15 protein-coding genes are annotated in these 23262 nt (G+C 65.5%); 5 read left to right on the plus strand and 10 right to left on the minus strand.

Translation table 11 applies throughout. The features are described 5' to 3' along the window. Positions 1-64 precede the first annotated feature (64 nt). From HQK15_RS11195 to HQK15_RS11240, 10 genes are all read right to left on the minus strand, one after another. Positions 65-2257, minus strand: coding sequence for a GTPase (locus HQK15_RS11195; RefSeq protein WP_173491541.1), 2193 nt, complete (start codon positions 2255-2257; stop codon positions 65-67). Between the two features lie 27 nt (positions 2258-2284). Beyond that, a complete protein-coding gene (locus tag HQK15_RS11200; protein WP_173491542.1) occupies positions 2285-4189 on the minus strand; it encodes an AAA family ATPase in 1905 nt (634 codons plus the stop codon). Further along, the gene (locus HQK15_RS11205; protein WP_173491543.1) at positions 4186-7539 is read right to left on the minus strand and encodes a DEAD/DEAH box helicase; all 3354 of its coding nucleotides are present in this window, start codon (positions 7537-7539) and stop codon (positions 4186-4188) included. Before HQK15_RS11205 ends, HQK15_RS11200 begins: the two co-directional genes overlap by 4 nt. 503 nt (positions 7540-8042) lie before the next feature. Beyond that, positions 8043-11531, minus strand: coding sequence for a TM0106 family RecB-like putative nuclease (locus HQK15_RS11210; protein WP_173491544.1), 3489 nt, complete (start codon positions 11529-11531; stop codon positions 8043-8045). Positions 11532-11537: 6 nt separating this feature from the next. Beyond that, entirely contained in the window at positions 11538-12563 is a 1026-nt protein-coding gene (locus HQK15_RS11215) for an HNH endonuclease signature motif containing protein (RefSeq protein ID WP_217361594.1), read from the minus strand. A gap of 75 nt (positions 12564-12638) precedes the next feature. Then, positions 12639-13664, minus strand: coding sequence for a PGN_0703 family putative restriction endonuclease (locus HQK15_RS11220; RefSeq protein ID WP_173491545.1), 1026 nt, complete (start codon positions 13662-13664; stop codon positions 12639-12641). Continuing rightward, positions 13657-14163, minus strand: a complete 507-nt coding sequence (locus tag HQK15_RS11225; protein ID WP_173491546.1) for a hypothetical protein — start codon at positions 14161-14163, stop codon at positions 13657-13659. Before HQK15_RS11225 ends, HQK15_RS11220 begins: the two co-directional genes overlap by 8 nt. Further along, complete coding sequence (locus HQK15_RS11230; RefSeq protein ID WP_173491547.1) at positions 14156-14686, minus strand: hypothetical protein; 531 nt, start codon at positions 14684-14686, stop codon at positions 14156-14158. Before HQK15_RS11230 ends, HQK15_RS11225 begins: the two co-directional genes overlap by 8 nt. Beyond that, the gene (locus HQK15_RS11235; RefSeq protein WP_217361595.1) at positions 14683-15777 is read right to left on the minus strand and encodes an N-formylglutamate amidohydrolase; all 1095 of its coding nucleotides are present in this window, start codon (positions 15775-15777) and stop codon (positions 14683-14685) included. The genes HQK15_RS11230 and HQK15_RS11235 overlap by 4 nt, the downstream gene beginning before the upstream one ends. 184 nt (positions 15778-15961) lie before the next feature. Then, complete coding sequence (locus HQK15_RS11240; RefSeq protein WP_173491548.1) at positions 15962-17257, minus strand: vWA domain-containing protein; 1296 nt, start codon at positions 17255-17257, stop codon at positions 15962-15964. A 73-nt stretch (positions 17258-17330) separates the two neighbouring features. Between HQK15_RS11240 and HQK15_RS11245 the strand changes: the two genes are divergently transcribed. The 5 genes from HQK15_RS11245 (at position 17331) to HQK15_RS11265 (ending at position 23241) form a co-directional block, all read left to right on the plus strand. Continuing rightward, a complete protein-coding gene (locus tag HQK15_RS11245) occupies positions 17331-17810 on the plus strand; it encodes a helix-turn-helix transcriptional regulator (protein ID WP_173491549.1) in 480 nt (159 codons plus the stop codon). Positions 17811-17891: 81 nt separating this feature from the next. Further along, positions 17892-19010: a T3SS (YopN, CesT) and YbjN peptide-binding chaperone 1 gene (locus tag HQK15_RS11250; protein ID WP_173491550.1), complete on the plus strand. Its 1119-nt coding sequence runs from the start codon at positions 17892-17894 to the stop codon at positions 19008-19010. Continuing rightward, the gene (locus tag HQK15_RS11255; protein ID WP_173491551.1) at positions 19007-19498 is read left to right on the plus strand and encodes a TY-Chap domain-containing protein; all 492 of its coding nucleotides are present in this window, start codon (positions 19007-19009) and stop codon (positions 19496-19498) included. Before HQK15_RS11250 ends, HQK15_RS11255 begins: the two co-directional genes overlap by 4 nt. A gap of 13 nt (positions 19499-19511) precedes the next feature. Next, positions 19512-21170 (plus strand): NERD domain-containing protein, encoded by a 1659-nt coding sequence (locus HQK15_RS11260; RefSeq protein WP_217361596.1) that lies wholly within the window; start codon positions 19512-19514, stop codon positions 21168-21170. A gap of 304 nt (positions 21171-21474) precedes the next feature. Further along, a complete protein-coding gene (locus HQK15_RS11265) occupies positions 21475-23241 on the plus strand; it encodes a hypothetical protein (RefSeq protein WP_173491552.1) in 1767 nt (588 codons plus the stop codon). The last annotated feature ends 21 nt before the right edge of the window (positions 23242-23262 follow it).

Raw genomic sequence — 23262 nt, forward strand, 5'->3', positions numbered from 1 at the left:
CCCATCGCTGGACTCGAGGACGCGTCTCAGACGGGCAAGCAACACCTGTGAATGCTCGGGCAACTCATGGATGAGAATCGTGGACATCGGGCTCACCTTCCAAGGGTCTTTCACGGATCGTGACATTCGCGCCCGAGTGAATCTGGGCGAGCGCAACCCAGGCTTCCCGCGTGCCACCGGGTGCGGGTTTGCTCAGATCGACGACTAGTCGCCGTTCGCTCATCGATTCGACCGTCAGCGGGGCGGTCGTCATGCAACGGAGCACCTGGAGCGCATTCGATTCTGGGCGGCCCGTGCTGCGCGTCGGCACGATTCGTTCAACCCCGCCTGTGGCGGGATAGAGAACGACTTCGGCGAATTCAGCTTCCGGGAGTGCGACGGCGATGCCCGCACCACGCCACCGATCGGCGCGCGAGACCGCTGACGCGACCCGTGTGAATCCGTTCATGCGAAGGAGTTCCCGACAGAGTTCGGTGTCCAGATTGGCGACTGCAGACTCCAACTCCCGAGTAGCGGTCTCGAGACAACCGATCGCTAGATCAAGCGCTTCCTCTCGTGCAAGCCGGCGCTCATGATCGGACTCGACCGCATCGAACCAGTCCTGCTGCACCTTCGTGCGGATCTTGTCGACTTCGGCCTTGAGCTGCACGAGCAAGGGACTCAACTGCTTGCTGATCTTCTTTCGTCGCCGCTCGCGAACCTTGGAGGGACTCCTGAACAGTTGGTCACCAAGCCAGTCGATGGCCCGGTCGACGCCGAGAAGGCTGCCTGTCAGACCGATCAACGCACCGACCCCGGTGCCGATAGCGGTTCCTGGTCCCGGACCGAAGAGAGTACCGACGAGGCTCCCCACCTTCGCGCCGGCAGCGAGCCCGCCGACGCCGGCGGCCATCCGGCCGCCCACCTTGACCACTCGATTGCCCCAGATCTCGCCTCGTCCGCCGAGCCCGGCGAATCCGTCGCTGTCGACGTGAGCCCAGTCCGCGGCGACGTCGTATGCGATGATGTTGAGATCTGCTCGCAGGCGGAGGCCGATCTCATTGATCGCGTCCTCCAACTCGTTCCGTAGGCCCTTCAGCTCGTGATTCCACTTTTTGTTGATCTGGTCCAAGCCCAGGTCCGGGTCGACCTGCTCGATCCATCGTTCACGTCTCGATATCGCGTTGGTCGTAGCGGACTGAATCTCGTCGCAGGCGTCGTCAATTCGGCGATGAGCTCGCTTCCGCAGCGACGTCCGAGTCCCTTGGTACGACGCGGCGGCCGACCGCAACTCCGACACCTGGGTGTTCGAAGAGGTTGCAGCCTCGAGGAGGTCAATGCGCGGAGCGTCAAACGCACTCACGACTCGACGCTGGGCGGCCGTCTGCTCTTGCTGGTGGCGGAGCGACTCCAGCAAGGTGTCGATCCGGCTGTTCGACCTAAGCACATGGGCGACGTCGGGTTCCAGCAGTCCAGACGTCGAGAGGAGCGCCGCCTGAGCGTGGACCTGAAGTGCGCAGATGTACTGACCGCCAGCTCTCGCGAGGTGCCGTTGGACTGGTACGAGGTTACCCGTGGCGTCGCCCCCAAAAACTTGATCGGGCTCGTAGAGCATGTCCTCCAGGCCAAGTTCGTCGCTCACGTCAGCGAGGCAGTTTAGGGCGACCAGGATCGGCTTCCCCAAATCGGAGAGTCGCTCGAGTGCACGGCCTGTCTGTTCCTGAGTCGCCTGATCTGTTGCCACCCACAAGATCAGATCCGCGCCCGCTACCTCTTCGAATGCTCTCGCATAGTCATCCTCGCCATCCATGGCACCGACGCCGGGGGTGTCGACGACATCGATGGCGAGTCCCTGCACGGCGCGCGAACAACTCTCTCGCGTAGTCCGTTGTCCGCCGACGCCGATGCGCGCTCCGTCTCCGCCAGACAAGAACTCGAACAACGTGCTCTTGCCGGACATCGTCCGCCCCATGAGGACAACCCTGAACGGTCGATCGACGTCCTGATCTGCAATTTGAAGTGATCTGTTTCGCAGGTCAGATGCTGCGTCGTCGAGCGCATTGCAGATCGGCTCGATGATGTCGCCAGTCTCATCCCGGAACCCGACAAGGCCGTCCCTGACTCGAGCGGTCACACGGGTCAGGAGGTCAGCCCCGTTGGCCGCTGCGGCGACAAGGCCTACGCGCAAGTCGTCCAATGAGGTGAAGCTGGCGTGGTCTGGGCCGAAGATGAGTCTGCGACCATCGTCGTCGCCAGCGCGCATGGGCTGGTTGGGCACTGTGAATCTCATGCGGACCATCGGCGATCACGTACGGTTGGCACGACGCAGCGGATCCGGCAGTGGCTTCTCGTGGACGACGATCAGCTCGCGGTTGGCGCGGGTCAGGCTCGTGTAGAGCGGGCCGTGGCGCCCGGCGAATCCGGCGGGAAAGTTGGCGGGTTCGACCACGATGACTGCGTCGAACTCGATTCCGCGACTGGACGTTGGCTCGTGAAGACTGAGTGTTTGCGAGCCTCGACGCCACTGAGTTCGGGGGCCGTCGGCCGACGACCAGCCCGCCTTGATCAGCAGCGGCGTGAGGCTGCCTGGGGTTGTGGTGATAATCGCCGTCGTCCCGAGGAGGTGCCTCGGCAGGAGGTCTTCGAGAGTGTCGATGACGATTCGATCGAGACTGGTGTCGCTGCCTGACCGGCGAACCGCCTTCACAGGCGGCCCCTGCTGGACACAATTGCTCACCCGCTGCTCCCGAGGAAGCAGCTTGTTGGCGAAGACCATGATCTGCTCGGTTGAGCGATATCCGCGGCGCATCACTTGGGGCTTCAGGGGGGTTTCGCCGTCGTCCAGCGCGAGATCATTCCCCAGTTTCTCCCAAGACGGATGGGTGTGGTCGACGCGACGCTGGTTCACGTCGCCGACGAGCGTCCACAACTGGCCGGTGTTGATGGCGTCCAGCACGCGCCACTCGAGCGGCCGCACGTCCTGAGCCTCGTCGATCACCATGTGGTCGCAGCTCCAGGGTCCGACCGGGTTGGCGAGCACCCCGCACCAGGCCATGAAAGGGGCGAACCTGGCCTTCCGCCGAGCGTTCGCGAAACGAGGCAGGTCGCGCAACCACTGCTTCCACTCCGCGTCGTGCACTTCCGCAAACATCGAACGAGCCGCTTCGTAGATCGACTCGATGTCGACCGGCTTGTGGCTGAGAACTAGTCGGTTCTTTGCCCTGACTGCGAAGTCGCCCGCCTCCCACCGCACGTCGAGGTCGGCTCCGTCAACTGCGCCGTGCGCCATCGTCGTGCTCCCGGCCAAGCGGAGCATGAGGCTGGAGATGTCGGAGATCTCGACCTGGTCCAAGACGCCGAAGCTGTCCAGCAATGGTGTGACGTGTCGGACGTGGCCAGCGGTCGGCCCCACGAAATGAACTCGACTGGCTCGATCGGCCCCACGTTCCTCGCCAACCAGAAAGACGGCGCGATGGATCGCGACCACTGTCTTCCCCGTACCGGGATGTCCTTGGACCACGAGGTTGTCGATCGGGTCCCAGGTGACGAGGCGGTACTGATCGGGTTGCAGCGTTGCCAGTACCGATGTCAAGGACTGGGTGCGCGGCGCCGACACGATCTGCGCGACTGCCTCTGCGGCTCGCATCGGAGGGAGTCCAATGCATGTCTGTCGTGCTGGAGCGGGAGCAGTGACGGTCTCGAGCGGAGGCGTCGCTGAATCAACTGGCGGCGATGGACGCTCCGTCGGCCGAACCCGACGGGTCGGTGCGGCAGGCACGGTCAGGGTCGAGACGGTGTGGAAGGGAGATGGGTCGACGGTGCAGCGCCATTCGTCGCTGACAGCGACGACATCGTCTCCACGTGAGACGAGAGTTCGCCGGACCGCGAGGTTCTCGTTCGTGGTCTCGTCGTCTACGAAGAACTGGCGAGCGAATCGAGAGTCCCACGACAAGACGGTTCCTGCCTCTAGCGCGATAAACCGGGGGCCGACGTAGAAGGCAGATCCGAGATCTTCATCGGCGGACACAAGACCGATTCGCCCGACCAGAGGATGCCGGACGATCTTGGGCGACCTCGCAGCGCCAGCCTTGGTCCAATGGGTGCTCGCGTACTGCGCGATGGCTGGTGCCTTCGCGAGTTTTCGCTCCAGGGCCTCCAGGTAAACCTGGTTGATGCTTCGCTCGAACGTGACGTCATCGGCGGTCGTCATGACCTCACCTCCAGGGTACAGACAGCGAGGTACTCGACGGACATGTCCGAGGCAGCACCCTCTTCGATCTTGCGGAGCGCGGCCTGCGCGGCGAGCGTGGCTCGTTTCAGCTGCGCTTCGTGGAGAGGGATGGTCGCCGGCTTGTTCTCGTGACGCAACGTGGCGATGCGAGACTCGATCAGTCGTTGACGTCGACCACGAACCTGCTCGACGCTGGCTCGCCGGGTCGACGCCAGCGCGTCATTGTCGCGGTCTCGCTCGATCCTCGACTCCTCCAGTCGCGTCAGGAGTTGTTCCTTGGCCACGTCCACGGCGTACCCGAGATCTGCTCCTGAGGCGTCTCCATCAGTCAGACGTGCAGCAGCGAGACGGGCGAGGACGAGGTTTCCGACGTGAGGAGGCGCGCCGAGGTATGACTCGAGATCAACACCCGCGGTCCACAGTTCGTTCGCGGGCCGGATGCCCTGCCACTGGGAAGTCGCCACCACGACGAGGTAGGTCCCAGCCGGGACCGATGGCTGAGCGTCGACCTGAAGGTGGGCGAATCGGACGTTGCGATGTCCGGGAACCATTAAGGCAGCCCGCACCATCGGATGATTGCTGGTCAGTAGGTCGACTGATCCGGTGCGCGAATCTTCTTGGTCCAGCGACAGATAGATCGGTGACTCAGCCGCCAGTGCGCTGGCGACCGCCTCGACTTCGAGTCGCGATCGGTATCCGCGCGCGACAAGTCCGCGGACACTTCGAGCCATCTCGGCGTTCCCCACGACGCGGACGGTGCGGGGCTCAGGTGTGGTCACTGCTTCAGCAGGGGCGCCAAGCGTCTCAGCCCAGTCCTGGAGGAGTAGCCGGAGCTCGTCCTGGCCGACATATCGCCCGGTTGACTCGAGGTCCTGCCCGAGCCCGTCGACGTCGACACCATCGCTGGAGAGCAGGTACTGGCTGGCGTTCTCCACGTCGCTGCGCGTCATCTCAACCTCTTCGATCGCCGCGAGCTTCTGCTCGGCGGTCGTTCGTCGTTCCTCGGGAGTGAGTTCGAAGTTGAGAAGTGTTTGCTGGAGGTCACTGATGCGAGACTGCAAGATCGGCTCAAGGTCGCCGATCGACTGCTCGAAGACCTTGATCCGGCCGAGCAGACGGTTCATGATGTCGTCCTCGATGGCACTCTCGGTGACCAAGTTGATGACGTGGATCTTCGACTCGCGCTGCCCGATGCGATCGATGCGTCCGATCCGCTGCTCGACCTCCATCGGGTTCCACGGCAGGTCGTAGTTGATGACTGCCGAGCAGAACTCGAAGTCGAGGCCTTCGCTGGCGACCTTGGTCGCGATGACCAGATCGAACTGGCCGTCGCGAAAGCGCGTCATGACATCATGCCGCTCGCGCTTGTTCAAACCGCCGTGCAAGACCGCCACCCGCGCCTCGCCGGCGAACTGGCGCTGCAGGTACCCCAACGTCTTGCGGGAGAAGGTGAAGAGAAGCGCTTGACGCCCTTCGAGAGCGAGGCGAGACACCTCGGGACGCAAGAGGTCAACCTTCGAGTCCAGACCGACGACAGCGCGTGCCGCTGAGACGAGCCCCTCGTGGGGTGGAATGAGCTGCGACTCAGTCGTTGCGGAAAGATCGTCGAACTCGTCGGAAGCGAGTCTTTTGCCCCAGTCGAGAACATCCCGGGTGGCCATTGGCAGGCAGCTGCCTACGAGGCGCAGCGGCATCTGCATCGAGAAGTTGAGGGCTGTACCGCTCGCACGGGCGCGCTCCCTGCACCACATCACGAACTCCTCGTAGAAGTGCTGCTCCTCGGGCGACCAACGGACCTTCAGGGATTGCGGCTCGCGGATGACGTTGTCGCCAACCTCGACCTTCCGAGTTCTGGTGATCGCTGACGACAGGCCGTGAAGCTCTGCGACGAGTCGGCGTACACGAGCCCGCTCCCTGTTGTTGAGTGCGTCCTGGCTCAGCAACTCGCGCAGCGCGACGAATTCATGCCGCCCGGCGAGCAGCGATCCCATCCGCATTTGGAGCACCGCGTCGAGCATCGATCGCCGATCAGCGTTGGTCGAGACGCCGTCGAACAACGATCGAACGATGGCGTTGAGGGGTGCGTTCGGTTCAAGCACCTCTTGCAGTGCCTCGGCATCTCCAAACTCACCAGGCGTCAGGATCTCGAGCAGATTTCTGAGATCCGAGCTTCGCAGGTTGAGCGGGGTCGCCGAGAGGAGTATAAGGGACTCCGACCAGTCGGCGATCAGTCCACCGAGGGCGTTGCTCTTCGTCCCCAGGTTTCGAAAAGCGTGCGCCTCGTCGACTATGACGAGGTCGAAGTGGATGCCGAGTTCATTCGCTCTCTCGAGTCCCGACCACGAGCGAAGGCTCTCCAGAGAAGCGACGTGCGCTCCGCGTGGTTTCGGCCGGCCGGCCTCCAGGTGCTCGAGCATCTCGTCGAGGGAGGCGCGGTCGAGTTCGACCAGGTCGAAGCCGAACCGCTCGTCCATCTCGCGCCGCCACTTCGACACGAGCACAGACGGACAAACGATGAGCACGGTGTCTGCCGATTTTCGAGCCTCGAGCTCGGTCCAGACCAAACCAGCTTCGATCGTCTTGCCTAGACCGACCTCGTCGGCGATCAAGAGCCGATCGGACCCCGTCGACAGCATCTTCATGACCGGTTTGAACTGGTACGGCTTGAAGATCGTGCGCGAGGCTCGGTAGGAGAAGACGAGGTCAGTGAATGTGCTGTCGAGCTTTGCGCGTGTGAGGGTGGCCGCAAAACGGTCCGCGCTCGCCGCATCCCGTTGGACCCACTCGGACGGATCGTCATCGACGGGAGGTGGGAGCAGTGAGTCCTGTCCGACCTCACGCGCGGATCCGTCGACGCGGACAGTGTAAAACCACCCGCTGGCGCGGAAGGCACGTCGAAGGACGTGCGCATCCTGACCTGTCTGAGCCATGATCACCGGGTCCTGCGGTCGATACAGCGGGGCTGGCATCTGCGTGGCAGTCGGCCATAAGTGATGAAACCAGTCTGCGGCGTTTGCCAGCGGCGTTCCGTCATCCGCAGGGGCCGTCACCCGCTCGGGTGGTACAGGGGACCCTGGCATGGTCACGAGCAGAAGGTCGGTCGAATCCTCGTCAAACCAGTACACGCCGGGTGCCAGCCTCACATCCGGTGAGGCGATGCGCCGAGCCTCGGCGGCATGTTCGAACACGTCAGGCACACGGGCGCCAAGTACCAGAACGCGAGCAGTGGGTATGTCCGCTGCGATGCGCACGGCGTCGTCGACAATGGGGTGGTAGCCGCAGGTACCTGCTGTGGCGATCGAGGCCGATTCGGGGTCGATCGCCGTCACGACCTTTGCTCCCCGCGGCAAATGCAATCGATACTTTGCTCGTTGACCATGTGTCCCTCCCGAGAATTGTCACTTCCATGATCGTTGAGTGTGGCTCAGAGCACAGCGATTTGCGACAAGATGGCTCGATCGGGCCACCGTGACGCGGGCGATACCCCTTTTTAGTTCTGCAGGGCAGACTCGGCCACCGGCCGCTATCAATTGAACGACTCTCGAGGGACCTTTGCGCGGGCAGGTGCGGTGCCATCCGAACGTCGGTCAGTCGACTCGCCGCGTCGGCATCAGGGACCCACGAGTACGAACGCCGCTACAATTGACTAGGTCTTGCCGTGAACAAGGGACAGATGTCCGGCAATGTCCGTGGGGACATTCCCATGATCGCCGCCGACAATTCGTCAGGCGCCATGCTGGAACAGTTTGCTTGGATGCATCGGCAGCGGATGACCAGACCTTCGTCCGGACTGACCCTGTTGATCGACGAGAGTCGCGGTGAAGCCGGTCGGTCAACGAGCGTCAGATCGTTCGATCTGACGGGATACCAAACCTATGAGGCCCCCGATCTCCTCTAGCCCTAACGGTGTCACGGGTAGGTAGTCAGTCAAGGATGCTGACCGCACGACATACGCAGCCCACTGACCTCGTGAGATCGCGACATTCAACCGGTTGCGGTTGAGCAGGAACTCCATGCCGCGAGGCACGTCCTCAGCGCTGGAGGCGGTCATCGACACGATGACGACCGGCGCTTCCTGGCCCTGGAACTTGTCGACCGTGCCGACTCGGGTCTCGCTGAAGCCGGCGGCGTCCAGCTCGCGGCGAAGCAGTGCTCCCTGAGCGTTGTAGGGCGCGACGACGAGCACATCGGCGGGAGTCATGTTGCGAGACTGGTCGAGGGACGAGGCGCGCCACGTCCCTGCCTGCAGCGCGGCCACCAGGGAGACCACCGTCTGGGCCTCCTCGATCGACTGCACGTCGTTGCCGACGTGGTCCACCGTGACGACGTGGACGCCAGGCTCGACGCCACTGAGCTCGCGAGCGTCGGTCACCTCGACCGCTGAGAGCAGCCGGCCGGCATACGAGAGCCGCGACACCGATGCGGTGAGCGCGGAGTGCATTCGCCACGTTCGGTCGAGGAAGTATCCGCGATCGGCCGGGAGCGTCTCGTGGCCGTCGGCAATCCACTCGAGGGCTGACATGTCGACGGGCTCGGGGTGCGTGCCTTGGCTGACCTGCGGGAGCTGCCGTGGGTCGCCGAGCAGGAGCATCCGCTGGGCGGCGGTGGAGACCGCGAGCGTGTTGGCCAGTGAGAACTGGCCTGCTTCGTCCACGACGATGAGGTCGAGCTGCTCGAGACCGACCGTCTTGCGGCTCGAGAACGTCCACGCCGTCCCGCCGACGAGGCAGCCCGACGTGCTCTGTTCGATGAACCCCTGCAGCTTGTCCCCGTTGAGGTCCGACCATGGTGCGTCCTTGGGGCTGCGCGGCTTGGCGATGAGCGCAGGGGAGAGACCCGCGTCGACGGCACCGGAGAGGAAGTTCTCGACGACGGCGTGGGACTGGGCGACCACGCCGACACGCCAGCCGGTGTCGACGAGGTGCTTGATCACGCGTGAGCCGACGTAGGTCTTGCCCGTGCCGGGTGGGCCCTGGACGGCGAGATAGGAACGGTCGAGTGCCAGCACAGAGTCATGGATCGCGTCTTCAGGATCCACGTCGACGCTCGCAAGTGACCCGCTGGTGAGTCGAGGAGGCACGCGGCGCAGGAGGTCGAGACCGGGGGAGCGTGGCCATTCGGGAAGTCCGTCAGCGGCTTCCCGCGCCAGCTGGAGCAGCGTCGCCTCGATCGAAGCTGTTGGTATGGGCGATGCCACGCACAGTCCCATGGGCAGCTCGTCCCATGCCGCGACGCCCGACACGACCTTTTCCCGCAGGGTCAGCACGTCGAGCCCGTCAGCGGTGGTCTCGACCTCCTCGATCGTGGCGTAGCCACCGACGCATCGACCACCCTCGTCGGGCGGGAAGAGTCCGTCGGGAATGTCGTCGTAGATGCCCTTGACGGTCGTGCCGGAGGTGAGGTTGGAAGCAGGTTCGAGCCGGCCGACGAGGCGCAGCGTGCGGGCGGTCGCCCTCTTGCCTTCCTGCGCCCATTGATCGACCACCTCGACGCGCGAGGCGTGGAAGCAGTCACGGGGCTCGAGCCACTCGCCCGGCCAACTCTTGAGGCGGTCGAAGAACGCCCACCAGAACGGCTTGTGCTCGCGCCGGTGGTAGCCGACGGCCGCCGCGACCATCGCGGCGGCCTGCTCGTCCGTCGAGCGGTTCTCCGGATCTCCTGCGTGCGCGATCAGCGCATCCATGATCGGAGAGATCTCGTCGATGGAGTCGGTGGTCAGCTCGGGGACGTCGGGGTCCTCGGGGGATGGGGCGACCGGCGCAGCGGAGGTGCCGTCGTCGTCCACCAGGGTCAGCAGCCAGTCTCGGAGACGCCACGTCGACACGCAGTCATACCGGTTGTATTCCTCAATGCCCTGCAGGGTCACTGCCGCAGCGGGAGCGTCGAGGAGCAGCTCATCCACGTACTTCTGGTATTCGACGATCGAGTCAGCGGCATTGTCGAGGCCGGTGCGGAGCTCGTCGCCCATGTAGAGCGGCTCGAGCTTCTTGATGCTGTAGGACCTCGTCCCGGCGCGGATGCCCTGTCTGACGGTCTGGTAGAGGTCGACGAACACGCCGCCTCGCAGCAGCCTGTCGAGAACGTCCTCGTGCGTGCCATGACGACCGACGAGCCTCTTGAGAGCGGTCACCTCGTACGGCGCGTAGTGGTAGACGTGCATGTCGGGGTGCTCGTCGCGGCGGTCCTGCACGTAGTCGAGGAAGCCGATGAGCGCCTCGCGCTCCTGCTTGCGATCGTGCGCCCACCACGCCTTGAAGACTCCGTCGCCGTCAGGCTCGATGACGCCAAAGAGATATTCCAGACCCCAGTCGGTAGCGGCTGCATCGGACCACAGCGGGTCACCCTCGAAGTCGAAGAAGATGTCGCCTTCGGACGGTACCGGGAGTGATCGGATCGCCTTCCCGTTGCCGATGACCGTCGACGCTGGCACCTCTCGCCCGCCCACCATCTCCGGCGGTGCGATCTGGAGGGTCGCCTGCTCGCGGAGCGCCTCGAGGATGTTGGGGTTGAACGCGTCGACGTGGCCGGTCGACGCCGCGAGCTGCTCGATGGTCTCGATGCCGGCAGCACGCAGCTTGGTGCGCTGGGTCTTGCGCATCCCGGCGACCAGCAGCAGGTCGTGGTGGGACTCAACCTCGGGCGCGCAGACGTCGCACGACCCGCAGAAGGAGTAACGGGGGTCGTTCCACTGCACAGGACTGTCCTCGGCGACGTGCTCGGTGAGCATCGCCTCGAGCTTGGCGCGACGCTCGAGGTAGACCGGGATGATCTCGGTGAGGTCCTGCTCGAACACGGAGCCGTCTCCGAGCACGAGCTTGCCGATGGGGGACCGCGGGACCTCCTCGAGATCAAGCTGGTGCGCATACGCCGCGATCTGCAGCAGAGCAGGGACCTTGGCGCGCCGCGCGAGCTTGGTGTCACGGACCTCGTACCGGTCAAGCTCGTCCTTGACGATGAAGTCAGCCAACCCTCCGAAGGTGCCGTCGAAGAAGGCTGCCTGAAACACGACGTCTGCGCCTGACCGCAGATGCGCGATGGTCGCGTCATGAGCCTCGGCAAGAGTGCCCTTGTCATACGGCTTGAGGTCGGGCATCTGCACGACACCGTCGCCGTAGGTGTCGATGAGCCTCTGGAGCTCGCGCGCCTCGTGCGCGAGGCCCAGCTCAGACGTCCGCTGGAGCATGACGTCCTCCTCGGCGGCCACGGCCGTCGCGCGGCCGAGCTTGACGTCGACACGGCGCATCCAGGCGAGCTCGCACGACGCTGAGCTGGTGATGTCGGAGGGGCTGAGGACGAACGTGCCGCCCTCCTTGGCGATCATGACCATCTAGGCGACCACGCTGTCGCCGTGTCGATGAAAGGAGACCCAGCCCGGTCCGAGCTCTGTCAGCCTGCGCATCTTGTCTTCTGCGCGCTTTCCCCAGACATTGCTGGCCAGCACCCAGGTGTTCCCATCTTGATGAATGGGAGAGTTGATGAACCAATTGCTCCGCTTGGATCGGTCAATGTCGTGTGCGGACGTGAAGGCATTCCAGAGGGCGTCGCCCGACAGCGTGCCGTCGACAGGCCGGAAAGTCGCAGGACTCAATGCCGCGCGGATCGTCGAGCAGGGCACCGCGTGACTGAGGGCACGCACAAGTGCCAGGACTGCATGGCTCTTTGCCAGCGGCACGGACTCATCTACTGGGGTGGTGACGACAAAACGGTCTGCGCCTGCCGCGCCGTTGCCCGACCTGGCCACGATCTGTCCTGGGTGAGGATCGACCTTGCTCAGCTCGGCAAGGTAGGTCTCGGCGATTCGTTCTCGCATGACGTCCGCAAAACCTTGTGCTTCCTTCATCAACGCAATGATCTGAGCGTGGCGTTGCCAGTGCTTGTCCCAGACGTCAGACCCGAGGAGCTCTCCGAACTGCACAACTGTCGGCGGCACCCAGGCTTCGTACTCAACGAGCCGCGCAGCTCGGGCATCGATGTCGTCGACGCCGCGGCTCTTGGGGGACTTGGCGGCCGGTCCGAACATCCATGCTCGCCACTCCTTGTTGCCCTTCGACTGATTGCACTTGCCGCAGCTGGGGACGAGGTTGTGAATCTCGGAGATGTGTCCGGTGGGCTGCTTGTCCACGATCAGTGGCCGCAAGTGGTCCCACTCACTCATCGGGTCCCCGCAGTATGCGCACTCGGGCCCGTCGTGCATGCCCAAGATGTGCAGCGCCTCCTCGACCTGCTCCTTCGTCGGCTTGACGACCGGGATGAGGCCGTTGACAAAGGCGTTGGTGATGGTTGCGGTCTTGGCGGTGATCTTGATGACCTTCGGCATCAGGAAGGGACCGGCGATCTTCTGGATAGGAGGCACAGGGAGGCCCTTTCTTGCTGGTGGGAAAGATCGTGAATTGTTGCGCTCTGGGTGCCTGGTCTGGCTCGCTGACCGTCAGCCGGTCCCTGCCGAGGAGGCCCGTGCAGCCGCCTGGGTGTCGAAGATGGGACGCCCGAGAACCGGCCCCAGCGGATCGCGCGCCGCGGAAGGATCGTCCGGCAGGTCTCCGCGAAGGTAGCGTCTGCGAAAGCTCGTGGCCCACCAGCTCAGCTCGGGTGCCATGGCGTCGATCGCGGCGAGGACCGTCTCGATCGAGACAAGGCGAAGTCTGTCGATGTGGGAGTCAGCCAAGGTCGAGCCGACGAGCTCAACGGCTGTCTCTGCCCCGGAGTCGCCGTCCAGGGCGACAACTGCGACCGAGCCACGGCCGTGCTGCCCGGAGCTGTCGAGCGCGGCTGCGAGCAAGACATTCCGCCACAGCTGGTTGCTCTTCGGACCTTTCAGGGAGTCCGCCGCGGACTCGGGATGGACGAACCATCCGCACCCCGCGGTGACGTCTGTGTACCGCTGGCTCTCGTAGACACGTCGGCTGAAAGGCTCGGTGTATTTGGTCTCGATGCCGATGAACCTCTTCTGGTCACCAGCCTCGTAGAAGATGACCGCGTCGAACGCCGTGCGATCACCAATCCGGGCGTCCGCGTCCGGTGGTGCCCACTCGCACACGATCTCGGAGATTGCGGTTGCCTCGTCGTCGAAGAGTGACGTGAAGACAGGCAGGAATGCGTCGTGCTCGCCGCGCATCGCACCGAAGAGGTTGAAGCACATCGGCATGCTCGAGAGCATGTTGTGAAACAGGCGCGTCGGATCGAGGGCTCCACCTTCAGCCTGCACCTCGATGCTGCGGGTCTCGGCGTGCTCGTAGGCAGAGGGGTGCAGGAAGTTGAGGTCCCGCTGTTGCTTGACCGCCTTCGGGTCGAGGTAGCTGCCGAGCGGGTCGTAGCTTCCGAACTTCCCGGCTGGCGCGCCGAGCTGGACTTCGCGGTACCAGGACTGGAGCCGCCGATACCGAGCCACACGCTTGGGCTCGGACGGGGGGAGCAGTCCCGGGGCGTCCCAGCTGTCGTGTCGAGAATCAGTCATCGAGGTCGTCCCATCCACTCGGGCTGGGCGGAATCGGCGGCAGGTTCACATCGGCGGTCCGAAAATGAAGGTCTGGCTGGATCGCGACCAAGCAAGACTCAACGGCACGCAGCACCTCGTCCTCCCATGCCTCGGCTGCCTCTCCGATCGGACTTGAATGGTGCTGAATCAGCGAGATGATGAACTCGGGGGCCTCGAGAAAGCCGGCGAAGGGGTTCGAGGGACGTTCGAGCAGCAGGAGCTTTGGCAGGAAGTGCCAGCCCCAGCGGGCGTCCTCAGACATCGGGCCACCGCGCGATGCGGTGGGCTCGTGACCGTCCTGCCACCGGTCGCTGCCAGGCTCGATCCGTGCACTCGCGAGCTCCCAGGCATTCAGAGAATAAAGCGTCGCCTCCATGCGCTCGCGAAGCCTGTCCGCGTCTGCGCTCTCCCTGCTGGCAGCCACGTGAAACTCCCGCATGGCACGTGCTGCCGACCGCACATCGACGACCTCACTCATGAGCGTCCCCTCTCGCTTTGACCCCATCCTTGCGTGACAGGGTGTCGTTGGCCATGAAATTGGCGATCTTCCGCAGCTCGGCGGACGTCAGTCCCTGCTCGGTCGCAGGTGCGATGACCATCGAGGGCACCTCGACCGAGCTGCGGAACCATGCGATGTCGATGTCGGTGATGTCGTCGTCGGTCCAGATGATCGGTCGTCGTTCGTCCTTGACGGAGGTGGCGACGACCTCGGCCTTCCACCAGCCGTCGCTGTCATACATCTCGTACGCAGTGAAGTCATCGAGCCCCACCGCGGGAGCCAGCGACGTGCGGGCGTCCTGGCTCCAGGTGGTGAGCCATCGCACTTCGGCGAAGCCTGCGCGGTGAACCATGTTGATGAACTCGATGACGTCGGGGGAGTAGTGGATCGGCCAGGCCGTGCCGGCGGTCGTGGCCTCGGTGCGCGCGAGGTGCGGGGGCAGGTCGGTGCCTGCGGCGTTGACGACCCCGTCGATGTCGAGGAACCAGATGGGGGTGCTCACTGGTCCTCCGCGATGACGCAGTTGAAGTAGCCGCCGGCGAGCCCGGCAGGCATGAAGGAGCTGGGCTCGATCGCAGCGATCAGTTTCACGATGGCCTCGACGATCGGCGTGGTCGCCGGCTCGACCAGCTGGAAGTGCTCGTCCATGTAGAGGTCGCGCCGCAGCTCGACCATCAGGGCGTTGACCAGAGAGCTCTTCCCGTAGTGCACCAGCGGCACGTAGCAGCCGGAGAACGGTGAGTCGGTCGCCCTCTCAAACCCGCTGAAGGCGTGCAGGGCCTCTGCGAGGAGGATCTTTGATGTGTGAAACGCGTCGGTCCCCAGGCAGATCTGCGGACGGGTGCCGTCTCCGTGCAGCTCGTACGGGAGTGCGTTGAGCGGGAACGAGTGCAGGTCGAGAATGGTCACCGAACCGATCGCTGCCAGGCGCTCGTCGACGAGGTCGGCGAACGCTGCCGCGTACGGCTCGAAGTAGCGGCTGATGAGCCCGTCCTCGTCGTAGGCGTCCGTCTCGCGCAGCGGCTCCCCGGTCGAAGTGCGGGTGTAGACGACGCCCATGCCGACCGCGTTCATCTCCTCCGACTCGTCGGGGAAGCGCTCGGGGTCGACGACCAGGCGGGACTGTTCGTTGACGAAGAGCCACGGGCGCTTGCCGCTGGCGGCTGCCGCGTGCTCGGCGATGACGTCGGTGAAGGCGTCGGTCATCGCGTCCAGCTCGTGCTCCAGCGCCTCGTCGTCCAGGACGATGTCCGAGCGGACGTCGTCGGGGATCTCCCTCGACGAGTGGGGCACGTGAATGATGACGCTCGAGTCCGGATCTCCCGCGATGATGCGGAAGGTTGCGTCTTCCTCCGCGTTCAGGCGCTCGGCCTCAGCGGCGAGTGCGAGCACCTCATGGACAGTCGTGGGAAAGGTGATCTCGATGCCCCGAGAGCCGACTCCGACGTGCACGCCGGGACCGAGGTCGTCGATGAAGACGGTCTCGCCATCCTCGATGTCTGCGGCTTCCTCGATCGCGCGGGCAAGGTCGGCCACAGTCATGACATCGAAGGCACGGACGAGCTCTTCGAGGTTGTTGACGGGGTCCTGCATCGGTTCTCCTCTGGTGTGGTGTGGGTGGTCTCGATACACCGCCTCGTCCCTCGGCGGCACTCGACCAACGAGGCACTTGGCTTGGACGGCAGTCGACCACCGGGGTACTCGGCTTCGGCGGTACTCGACCACCGGGGGGCGGGCGGGTGGGCGTCCAGCCTCTTGAGCTGGACGCCCACCGACCTCAGCAGGCGTTGGGACGGCGGCGGTCCCGCGTGCGCATGTTGCCGGCGATGTCGGCCGACATCCTCTTGCTGGCGTACGACACCGCCATCGGGCCGGAGTCGATCTCGAGCCCGGCGAGCGTGCTCTCGATGAGTGCGCGGTCCTTCTCGAACTCGGGACGCCGCTCGCGCGGGATGGTGTCCCAGTGCCGACGGATGCTGCGCAGCGCCCGCTCGTACCGGCGCTTGGCGGCGTCGATGTCACCAACCTGCAGGGCATCGGTCGCGCGGCGCTTGTGGCGCTGGACGCCCTGGAAGATGACCTCCGCGGCGACGTCGCGATCGATCCGGGCCGGACGGTCGTTGGGCCCGGCCACCTTCGCCCACACGGTCTGGGACGTCGAGTAGTCGCCCAGGTCGTCCGCCAGCACGTACGTCAGCCGCACCGTCGCGACCTTGCGGCGTCCGGGCTTGGGCGCCTGCTTGGGGTCGAACTGCAGGACCACGCTGCGGGTCTGCTCGGCGGTGAAGCTGCCGAGCTCGATCTGCACGCCGTCGTCGGTCGACCGGACGTTGAGGTCGCCGAGCACCCGGACGTCCTTGACCCCGTTGCCGGGCACGACGCTGAGGCGTACGGACAGGAACCGCTGCGCGAGCAGCTCGCCGCACTCCGCGCCGATGGCCGCGACGGCGTCGCCGACCTCCTGGGCGAAGTAGTTGTTGCCGGCGCCGCTGCGTGAGACGGCCTCCAGCAGCACCTCGTCGTAGCCGAGACCCATCCCGAGCGCTGAGGTCGAGATGCGCTGGTCGAGATACTCGCGGGCCTTGCGCCCGATGACGTCGGGGTCGGTGACGCCGGCGTTGGCGTGGCCGTCGCTGACGAGCAGCACCCGGACGCCGTCGGTGGCCTCGAGACGGTGCGCCTCCTTGAGGCCACGGACGAGACCGGCCGCGAGGTCGGTCGAGCCGCCGGGACGCACCGACTGCACCAGCGCCTTGAGGCGGGTGCGGTCGGTGACCGGTCCGGCGGGCACGACGACGTCGACGGTGTTGTCGAAGGTGACGAGCCCGAACGTGTCGGTCGGCGCCAGCCGGTCGATGACGTCGCAGAGGGCACGCTTGGCGTGCTCGAGCGGGTCGCCGCTCATGGATCCGCTGCGGTCGAGGACGACGACCAGGTTGGTCGCGACGACGCGCTCGCTGCGGGGGAGCGGCGGTGCCGTCACCTCCACCAGCATCGAGGCGCGATCGCCGGCGGTGAGATCCCGGGACATCCAGGTGAAGCGATCCCGGTCGAGACGAGTGTTGAGTTCCATTCTCGGCTCCTTTCGTCTAGGCTTGTGCAAGCAGCATAATGCAAAGAGCAGAGATTATGCAAGGAGTATTTTCATGAACTCGCTTCCGCCGTTCGCGCGAGTGATCAAGGAGCAGCGTGATCGCCTCCACATGTCGCGAGCCCAGCTGGCCGAGGCCTCCGAGCTCTCCTACCCCTACATCTCCCAGCTGGAGACGGGCCTGCGCAAGCCGTCCCGCAAGGCTGCGCACGCCATCGCCGGCGCACTGGGTCTGAGCGTCGAAGAGCTGGAGCGGACGATCCCCGCGGACGGGACCAACCCGGAAGAAGTACGGAAAGCAGAGGTCTTTTCCGACTCTCTGCTGAGTTCGCGCACGCGGTCCGCCGGGCCCGTGGAAGGGATGGCGATGGCTGCTCCGCCCTCCCTCGAGATATCGGCGCCGGGATCGCGTGACGACCTGATCGGCGACATGATCGACCTGCTCGAGGAGTTCGACTCCTCCGAACGGCTCGACGTCCTGGCAGAGGTCCAGAAGCGCGCGATGCAGCGCATGCTCGACGAGCGCAACCGCTGAGAGTCGATACTCGTTGCATAAAAGTGTCCGACCCGGCGCCTAGCGTTGCCCTCATCGGTAGTCGAGAGGGAGGACGTGCACATGGGCAGCTACGAAGAGATGGTGGTCGACAGGATCGTCGACGCCGCCTGGCTGGACTTCCGCGTCCGCCTCGCCGACCACGTCGCGGCGATGGAGGTCGGCGACGTCCTGACCCTCGGCCTGCGTGACGGCGACGACGACTGGACCGTCGAGGTCCTGATCACCGGGGCGTCCGCGGCATGCGACGTGCTGTGGGAGTGGGCCGACGAGACCGATCGCCGGCTGGCCCGCCACGGCCGCTCCTTCCGCGTTCCCGGCGGTGCGACCGACGCATACGTGATGCACCTCAGCGACGTGCTGATCGACGCCGGCGCCCCGCACCCGTCGTTCGTCGACGTGCTGAGCGGTGACCTCGTCATCGTCGACCCGCCCAAGCCGCTCGTCGCGACTGCCGCGGCGCCGGAGATGCCCGAGTCGGTGACGCCGGCGTCCCACGACGACCTCGTCGCCTGGGTTGACCGCGTCATCACCCAGCGCCTCGGCCGTGAGCCCAAGAAGCTCGACAGCGGCAGCATCGGCCTCGCTCGCGACGACGATCGGCTGCAGGTGCGGGTCAGCAGGAGCCGGCCCATCATCGAGGTGTGGGCGACGGTCGCGCGCAGCGTCGACGTCCGCAAGGCACGCAAGATGCTGCCCCGGCTCAACGCGTCGTTCCACTTCTTCAGCTTCTCACTGGCGGGGGACAGCCTCGTCGTCTCGACGACCGTCAACGCCAAGCCGTTCTGTCCCGCGCACGTCGACCGGGCGATCGACTCGACGTTCACCTATCTCGCCGACGAGGCGGGCAAGGTCCGGGCCAAGCTCGTTCGCAAGCAGCCCAAGGACGCCGCGACCGACAACGCCATCAACTCCGACCTGCTGCTGGTCTACGGGGCTGCGGGCGACCGCAAGGCCATGATCCAGATGGCGCGCGGCCTCACCGGCGACTCGCGCACGTCCCTCGGCCAGTGGGCGAAGGCGGCGGTGAAGGCCGGACGCCTCGCTCGCGAGAAGGCCGCCGGTGCGAAGCACGGCCCCGTGCAGAATGCGCTGATCGACCAGGTGATCGCCTGGACCAGCGTCGCCGACGCCATGTCGGACGCCCTGGAGGAGATCCTCATCGAGGAGGAGTCGGCATGAGCGGGCTCACCTGGCACGACCTCGAGTTCTCCCTCGGTCGGCACCTGCAGGTGATGCCCGACGACGAGATCTTCACCCTCTATGTCGACGAGCCCGACCGTCCGGGTTTCGACCCCGACTTCGACAGCTGCGCGCGTTACGTCCAGTTCTGCTCGTACGACCAGGGCTGGGTGCGGTGCGAGGTCGTCAGCAACAAGTACCTCCCGCACGACCTGAAGCACTCGGTCGACGACCTGATCGCGATGCGGGTCGACGGCTGGACTCTGCCGGGGGACGAGGACGGATCCGGCTCGCCCAACATCTACCTGGACGTCGAGGTGTGCGACGCCGCTGCGGCCTCGGCGAGGGTCATGCGGGTGTTTCGCGAGGTGTGGCACGTCGCGGACGCTGGGGGAGTGACGTGCGACGCCGACGCCCTGCGTGGACGCCACGCGTTTCGGGTGCTGGAGGCACCGGTCGATTTCCGAGCAGATGCACCACTTCACTGAGAGGATCTGAGACATGCCGACTCCCATGTTGTGGCCTGCCGACCCACAGTTCGTCAACCGCACCGAGCGCAAGGTGTGGGAGGCGCTGCGAGACCAGCTCGGGCCCAACGACTTCCTCATCGCGGGCCAGCACTTCACGACACGCGAGCGCGACTACGAGCTCGACCTCATCGTCGTCCTCGACGGCGGGGGAGTCGTGGTCATCGAGGTCAAGGGCGGCAAGGTCTGGAACACGGGCGGTCACTGGTGGCAGCAGGGCTCAACGGGCCAGCACGAGATCTGGCCCGTGCGGCAGGCCGAGAACGGCAAGTACGTCCTGCAGGACTGGGTGTACGACTCGCCGGACTGGGGCAGCAAGGGCAAGGTCCGATGGGCGCACGCGGTGTGCTTCCCGGACATCGAGGTCGAGCTCGCCTTCGACACCCCCGACTGCCACCGCGGGATGGTGATCGACCGCCACAACATGAAGGACATCGTCAGCCCGCTGCGCAACCTGGTCGGGCTGCAGACGAACGGCCACCGTGCGTGCGACGGCACCGACATCGCCGCCATCTACGACGCGTTGAGCGGTCGGTTCCTGCCGCAGAAGAACGCGTTGCTCCCCGTCGACCAGCGCGTCGCCGACCACGACGAGGTCGCCGACCGGCTGAGCGAGGAGCAGGCGACGATCCTCGGCGCCATCCAGCTGCTCAACCGTGTCGAGATCCGTGGCGGAGCCGGCAGCGGCAAGACCTGGCTCGCTGTCGAACAGGCTCGTCGGCTGTCGCGGGCCGGTCAGCGGGTCGCGCTGCTGTCGTACTCGCGTGGCCTCGCCGCCTGGATGAAGCGGCGCGTCGGGACGTTCGAGGCCGACGAGCAGCCCGCCTACGTCGGGACCTTCCACGGCCTCGGCCAGGTCTGGGGAGCGCCCGAGGGCAGCGACGACGACTCCGACTTCTGGGAGGTCGAGCTGCCACGGCTGATGGTCGACCTCGCCACTGGTCTGCCGATGCCCGACCAGTTCGACGCGATCGTCATCGACGAGTCGCAGGACTTCGCCGATGCCTGGTGGCCGGCGATCATGGCGTCGATGAAGTACGAGGACAGCGGGCTCTACGTCTTCTCCGACGAGGGGCAGCGCATCTTCTCCCGCTTCGGCGACGCGCCGGCCGGACTGGTGCCGTTGGTGCTGGAGCAGAACCTGCGCAACACCCGCCAGATCAGCGAGTCGTTCACGACGATGGCCCCCAATCGCCTGGTCCCGAGCGTCTACGACGGTGACCCGGTGCGTTTCGTTCCCTGCTCGATCGAGGACGCGATCGCGACCGCCGACGACGTCGTCGACCAGCTCCTCGACGAAGGGTGGCAGCCGTCCGACCTGGCCCTGCTGACGACGCAGTCGCGGCACCAGGAGCACCGCAACCGCGAGGAGATCGTTGGCAAGCAGGGCTACTGGGACTCGTTCTGGGACGCCGATCAGGTCTTCTACGGCACCGTCCTGGGTTTCAAGGGGCTCGAGCGGCCGGCCATCGTTCTCGCCGTCAACGACACCCGCGAGATGGAACGGGCTCGCGAGCGGCTCTATGTCGGCCTGTCGAGGCCACGCGACCTGCTCGTGGTGTGCGGCGATCCCGCGCACATCGAGGCGGTCGGTGGCGCCGACGTCCTGAAGAGGCTGAGGGGCGGAAAGTGATCATGGTCGAGCCCGGAACAGGGCCTTCCTCGCCGCGCAGATACCCATCGCCCCGCGGTCGTTGTCCCCGGTGCGACAGCCGGTCGGTCACGCACCTGGTCATCGGCATGCCGGCCAGCGTCGACGACATGGTGTGGACGCAGTCGTGGGTCTTGTCGATCGGCTGCATCCACAACGGATATGACCGCGAGTGCGGAGACTGCGGCCTGGGATGGGCGGGTGGAGCTGAGCAGGACCGCACCAGGTGGATCGAGCTGACGCGGCGGTACTAGCAGGCAATACGTCGATCGAGGTCAGGGGAGACATGGCTCAGGAACCCGCGGTTCGCCGCATCACCACAGCGGACGAGGCTCGTCTCTTGGCGGCGCGTCTGCTGGAGACGGGCCGGGCCAAGCCTGTCGTCGTCGTGGCCTCCGTCGACGGGGATGAGCCGTTGCTCGATCCAGCAGTCGTGCAAGACGGTGTCGGTACCTACGCAGACGTCTACTGGATGCCCAATGGCGACGTGACGTGGGCGTTCACGGCCGCCATGCCGCCCTTGACCCAGGTCTACGGCGATGCGGGCCGTGTCTACTCGGTCGACAACTCGTGGCACGACGATGCGCGCAAGTCACGGCTGCACTTGTTCGCCACTGCGCACAGAGCGAAGGGGGTCCAGGACGAGCTGATAGCCGAGGCGATGCACGCGGCGGCGGCGGCCGGACTCTTCGCTCGAAAGGCCACAGGACTCCGCGAAGTCACAGCCACCGTCAAAGGCTTTCTCTCGGCGGGTCGCGCCTACGTCCGTGGCGACTTCGGAATTGGATACGTCCGTGGCGAGATGACCGTGAAGGACGTCCCGCTGGAATCGGTGCTGCGGGCAGGGATGATCGTGAAGGGGCTGTTTGACGACCGCGACAAGCTGCTCGACATCTCGGACTGGCTTTGCTCGCCGGACGAGGCTCTCGCCACCTATGAGGTGGGTGAGGTCGTGCCGGTGCGGGTGCGGACGGTCGGCACGTCGAAGGTCACTGTCGAGCTGTACCCAGGCAAGCATGTCGACATCGGTGCAGGTCAGGTGACGGGCAACCACGGTGATGATCTGCACGGCCTGTTCACGCCCGGCGAGGTTGCGGAGGCGAGGGTCGAGCGGACCGGGCGCTGGATCTTGAGCATGCATGACATCCACGTCGGCGAGGTCGCCCGCGCCGCCTGCGCGCTCGTCGATGGCGGTCCGCCGTGGATCGAGATCCCGCCTGAGCCATCGCCGGATCGGCCAGATTCTGCGGAGCTACCGCTGGAAGTGGCGCCAGCTATGGTGCCCCCGATGCCCCTTGCTGCCTCGGTAGCCCCGCCAGCCCCTGCCGCTGTGGACGAGCCGCAAAAGGTTGTCTTCCCGAGCCCGATGCTGCTGGACCCCCGTCGACGTCACCAGGCTCGTCCTCCAGTGACAGCACAGCAAGTGGCTCCATTGGTGGAGCCATCGACTCCAGTGCTGAGTCCCGACTCAAGGATCGTCGCGGGCCAACGTGAAGAGCTGGGCCGGATGCGAGTAATCGTGGAACAGCTCGAGGTCGAGCGCGAGACGCTTCTGGGCCGAATCGAGAAGTACAAGACCGAGAAGCGCAAGCTGCTGGCCCGCGCCAGAAGGCCCATTGGTGATCAGGGCCTTGCGCCACGCGGAGGCTTTCTCGATGCCAAGGAGCAGCTGCGGCACGAGGTCTACCTGGCATGGGTGGAGAGGATCCCGGCGGGCGAGAAGGCGGCCCGTCCTCTACCGATGTCCTGGGCCATGGGCCCCGACTTCATCGCGTCCCTCGCCGAGCGGCCCAAGGAGGTGAGGCCGAAGGTCGTCTCAGTCATGGTGGAGGTGTTGCTCGACATCGTCCGGGAGTCATCCGGACGGGATCTGCACAGGCTGCGGTCCGACGCTGGAGGAGATGCGCCTCATGTTGAGCGAGCGCCCGGGGAGTTCTGCTGGCGCTGCGCGGTGCAGCAGCACACTCCGGGAGCCCCTCGTCTGCACTACTGGAAGGCCGGCACGGCTATCGAGTTCTCTCGCGTGGTCCATCACGACGACATGACGCCGTAGGTCACGCTTGACCGGGGTCCC

It is taken from the genome of Aeromicrobium stalagmiti, from assembly GCF_013283745.1.
In the GTDB taxonomy this organism is placed as follows: domain Bacteria; phylum Actinomycetota; class Actinomycetes; order Propionibacteriales; family Nocardioidaceae; genus Aeromicrobium; species Aeromicrobium stalagmiti.

Coding starts and splice junctions, on each gene's coding strand:
- HQK15_RS11200 (WP_173491542.1), bottom strand. CDS start 4,189: ATGACGACCGCCGATGACGTCACGTTCGAGCGAAGCATCAACCAGGTT.
- HQK15_RS11210 (WP_173491544.1), bottom strand. CDS start 11,531: ATGATCGCCAAGGAGGGCGGCACGTTCGTCCTCAGCCCCTCCGACATC.
- HQK15_RS11220 (WP_173491545.1), bottom strand. CDS start 13,664: ATGACTGATTCTCGACACGACAGCTGGGACGCCCCGGGACTGCTCCCC.
- HQK15_RS11225 (WP_173491546.1), bottom strand. CDS start 14,163: ATGAGTGAGGTCGTCGATGTGCGGTCGGCAGCACGTGCCATGCGGGAG.
- HQK15_RS11235 (WP_217361595.1), bottom strand. CDS start 15,777: ATGCAGGACCCCGTCAACAACCTCGAAGAGCTCGTCCGTGCCTTCGAT.
- HQK15_RS11240 (WP_173491548.1), bottom strand. CDS start 17,257: ATGGAACTCAACACTCGTCTCGACCGGGATCGCTTCACCTGGATGTCC.
- HQK15_RS11245 (WP_173491549.1), top strand. CDS start 17,331: ATGAACTCGCTTCCGCCGTTCGCGCGAGTGATCAAGGAGCAGCGTGAT.
- HQK15_RS11250 (WP_173491550.1), top strand. CDS start 17,892: ATGGGCAGCTACGAAGAGATGGTGGTCGACAGGATCGTCGACGCCGCC.
- HQK15_RS11255 (WP_173491551.1), top strand. CDS start 19,007: ATGAGCGGGCTCACCTGGCACGACCTCGAGTTCTCCCTCGGTCGGCAC.
- HQK15_RS11260 (WP_217361596.1), top strand. CDS start 19,512: ATGCCGACTCCCATGTTGTGGCCTGCCGACCCACAGTTCGTCAACCGC.
- HQK15_RS11265 (WP_173491552.1), top strand. CDS start 21,475: ATGGCTCAGGAACCCGCGGTTCGCCGCATCACCACAGCGGACGAGGCT.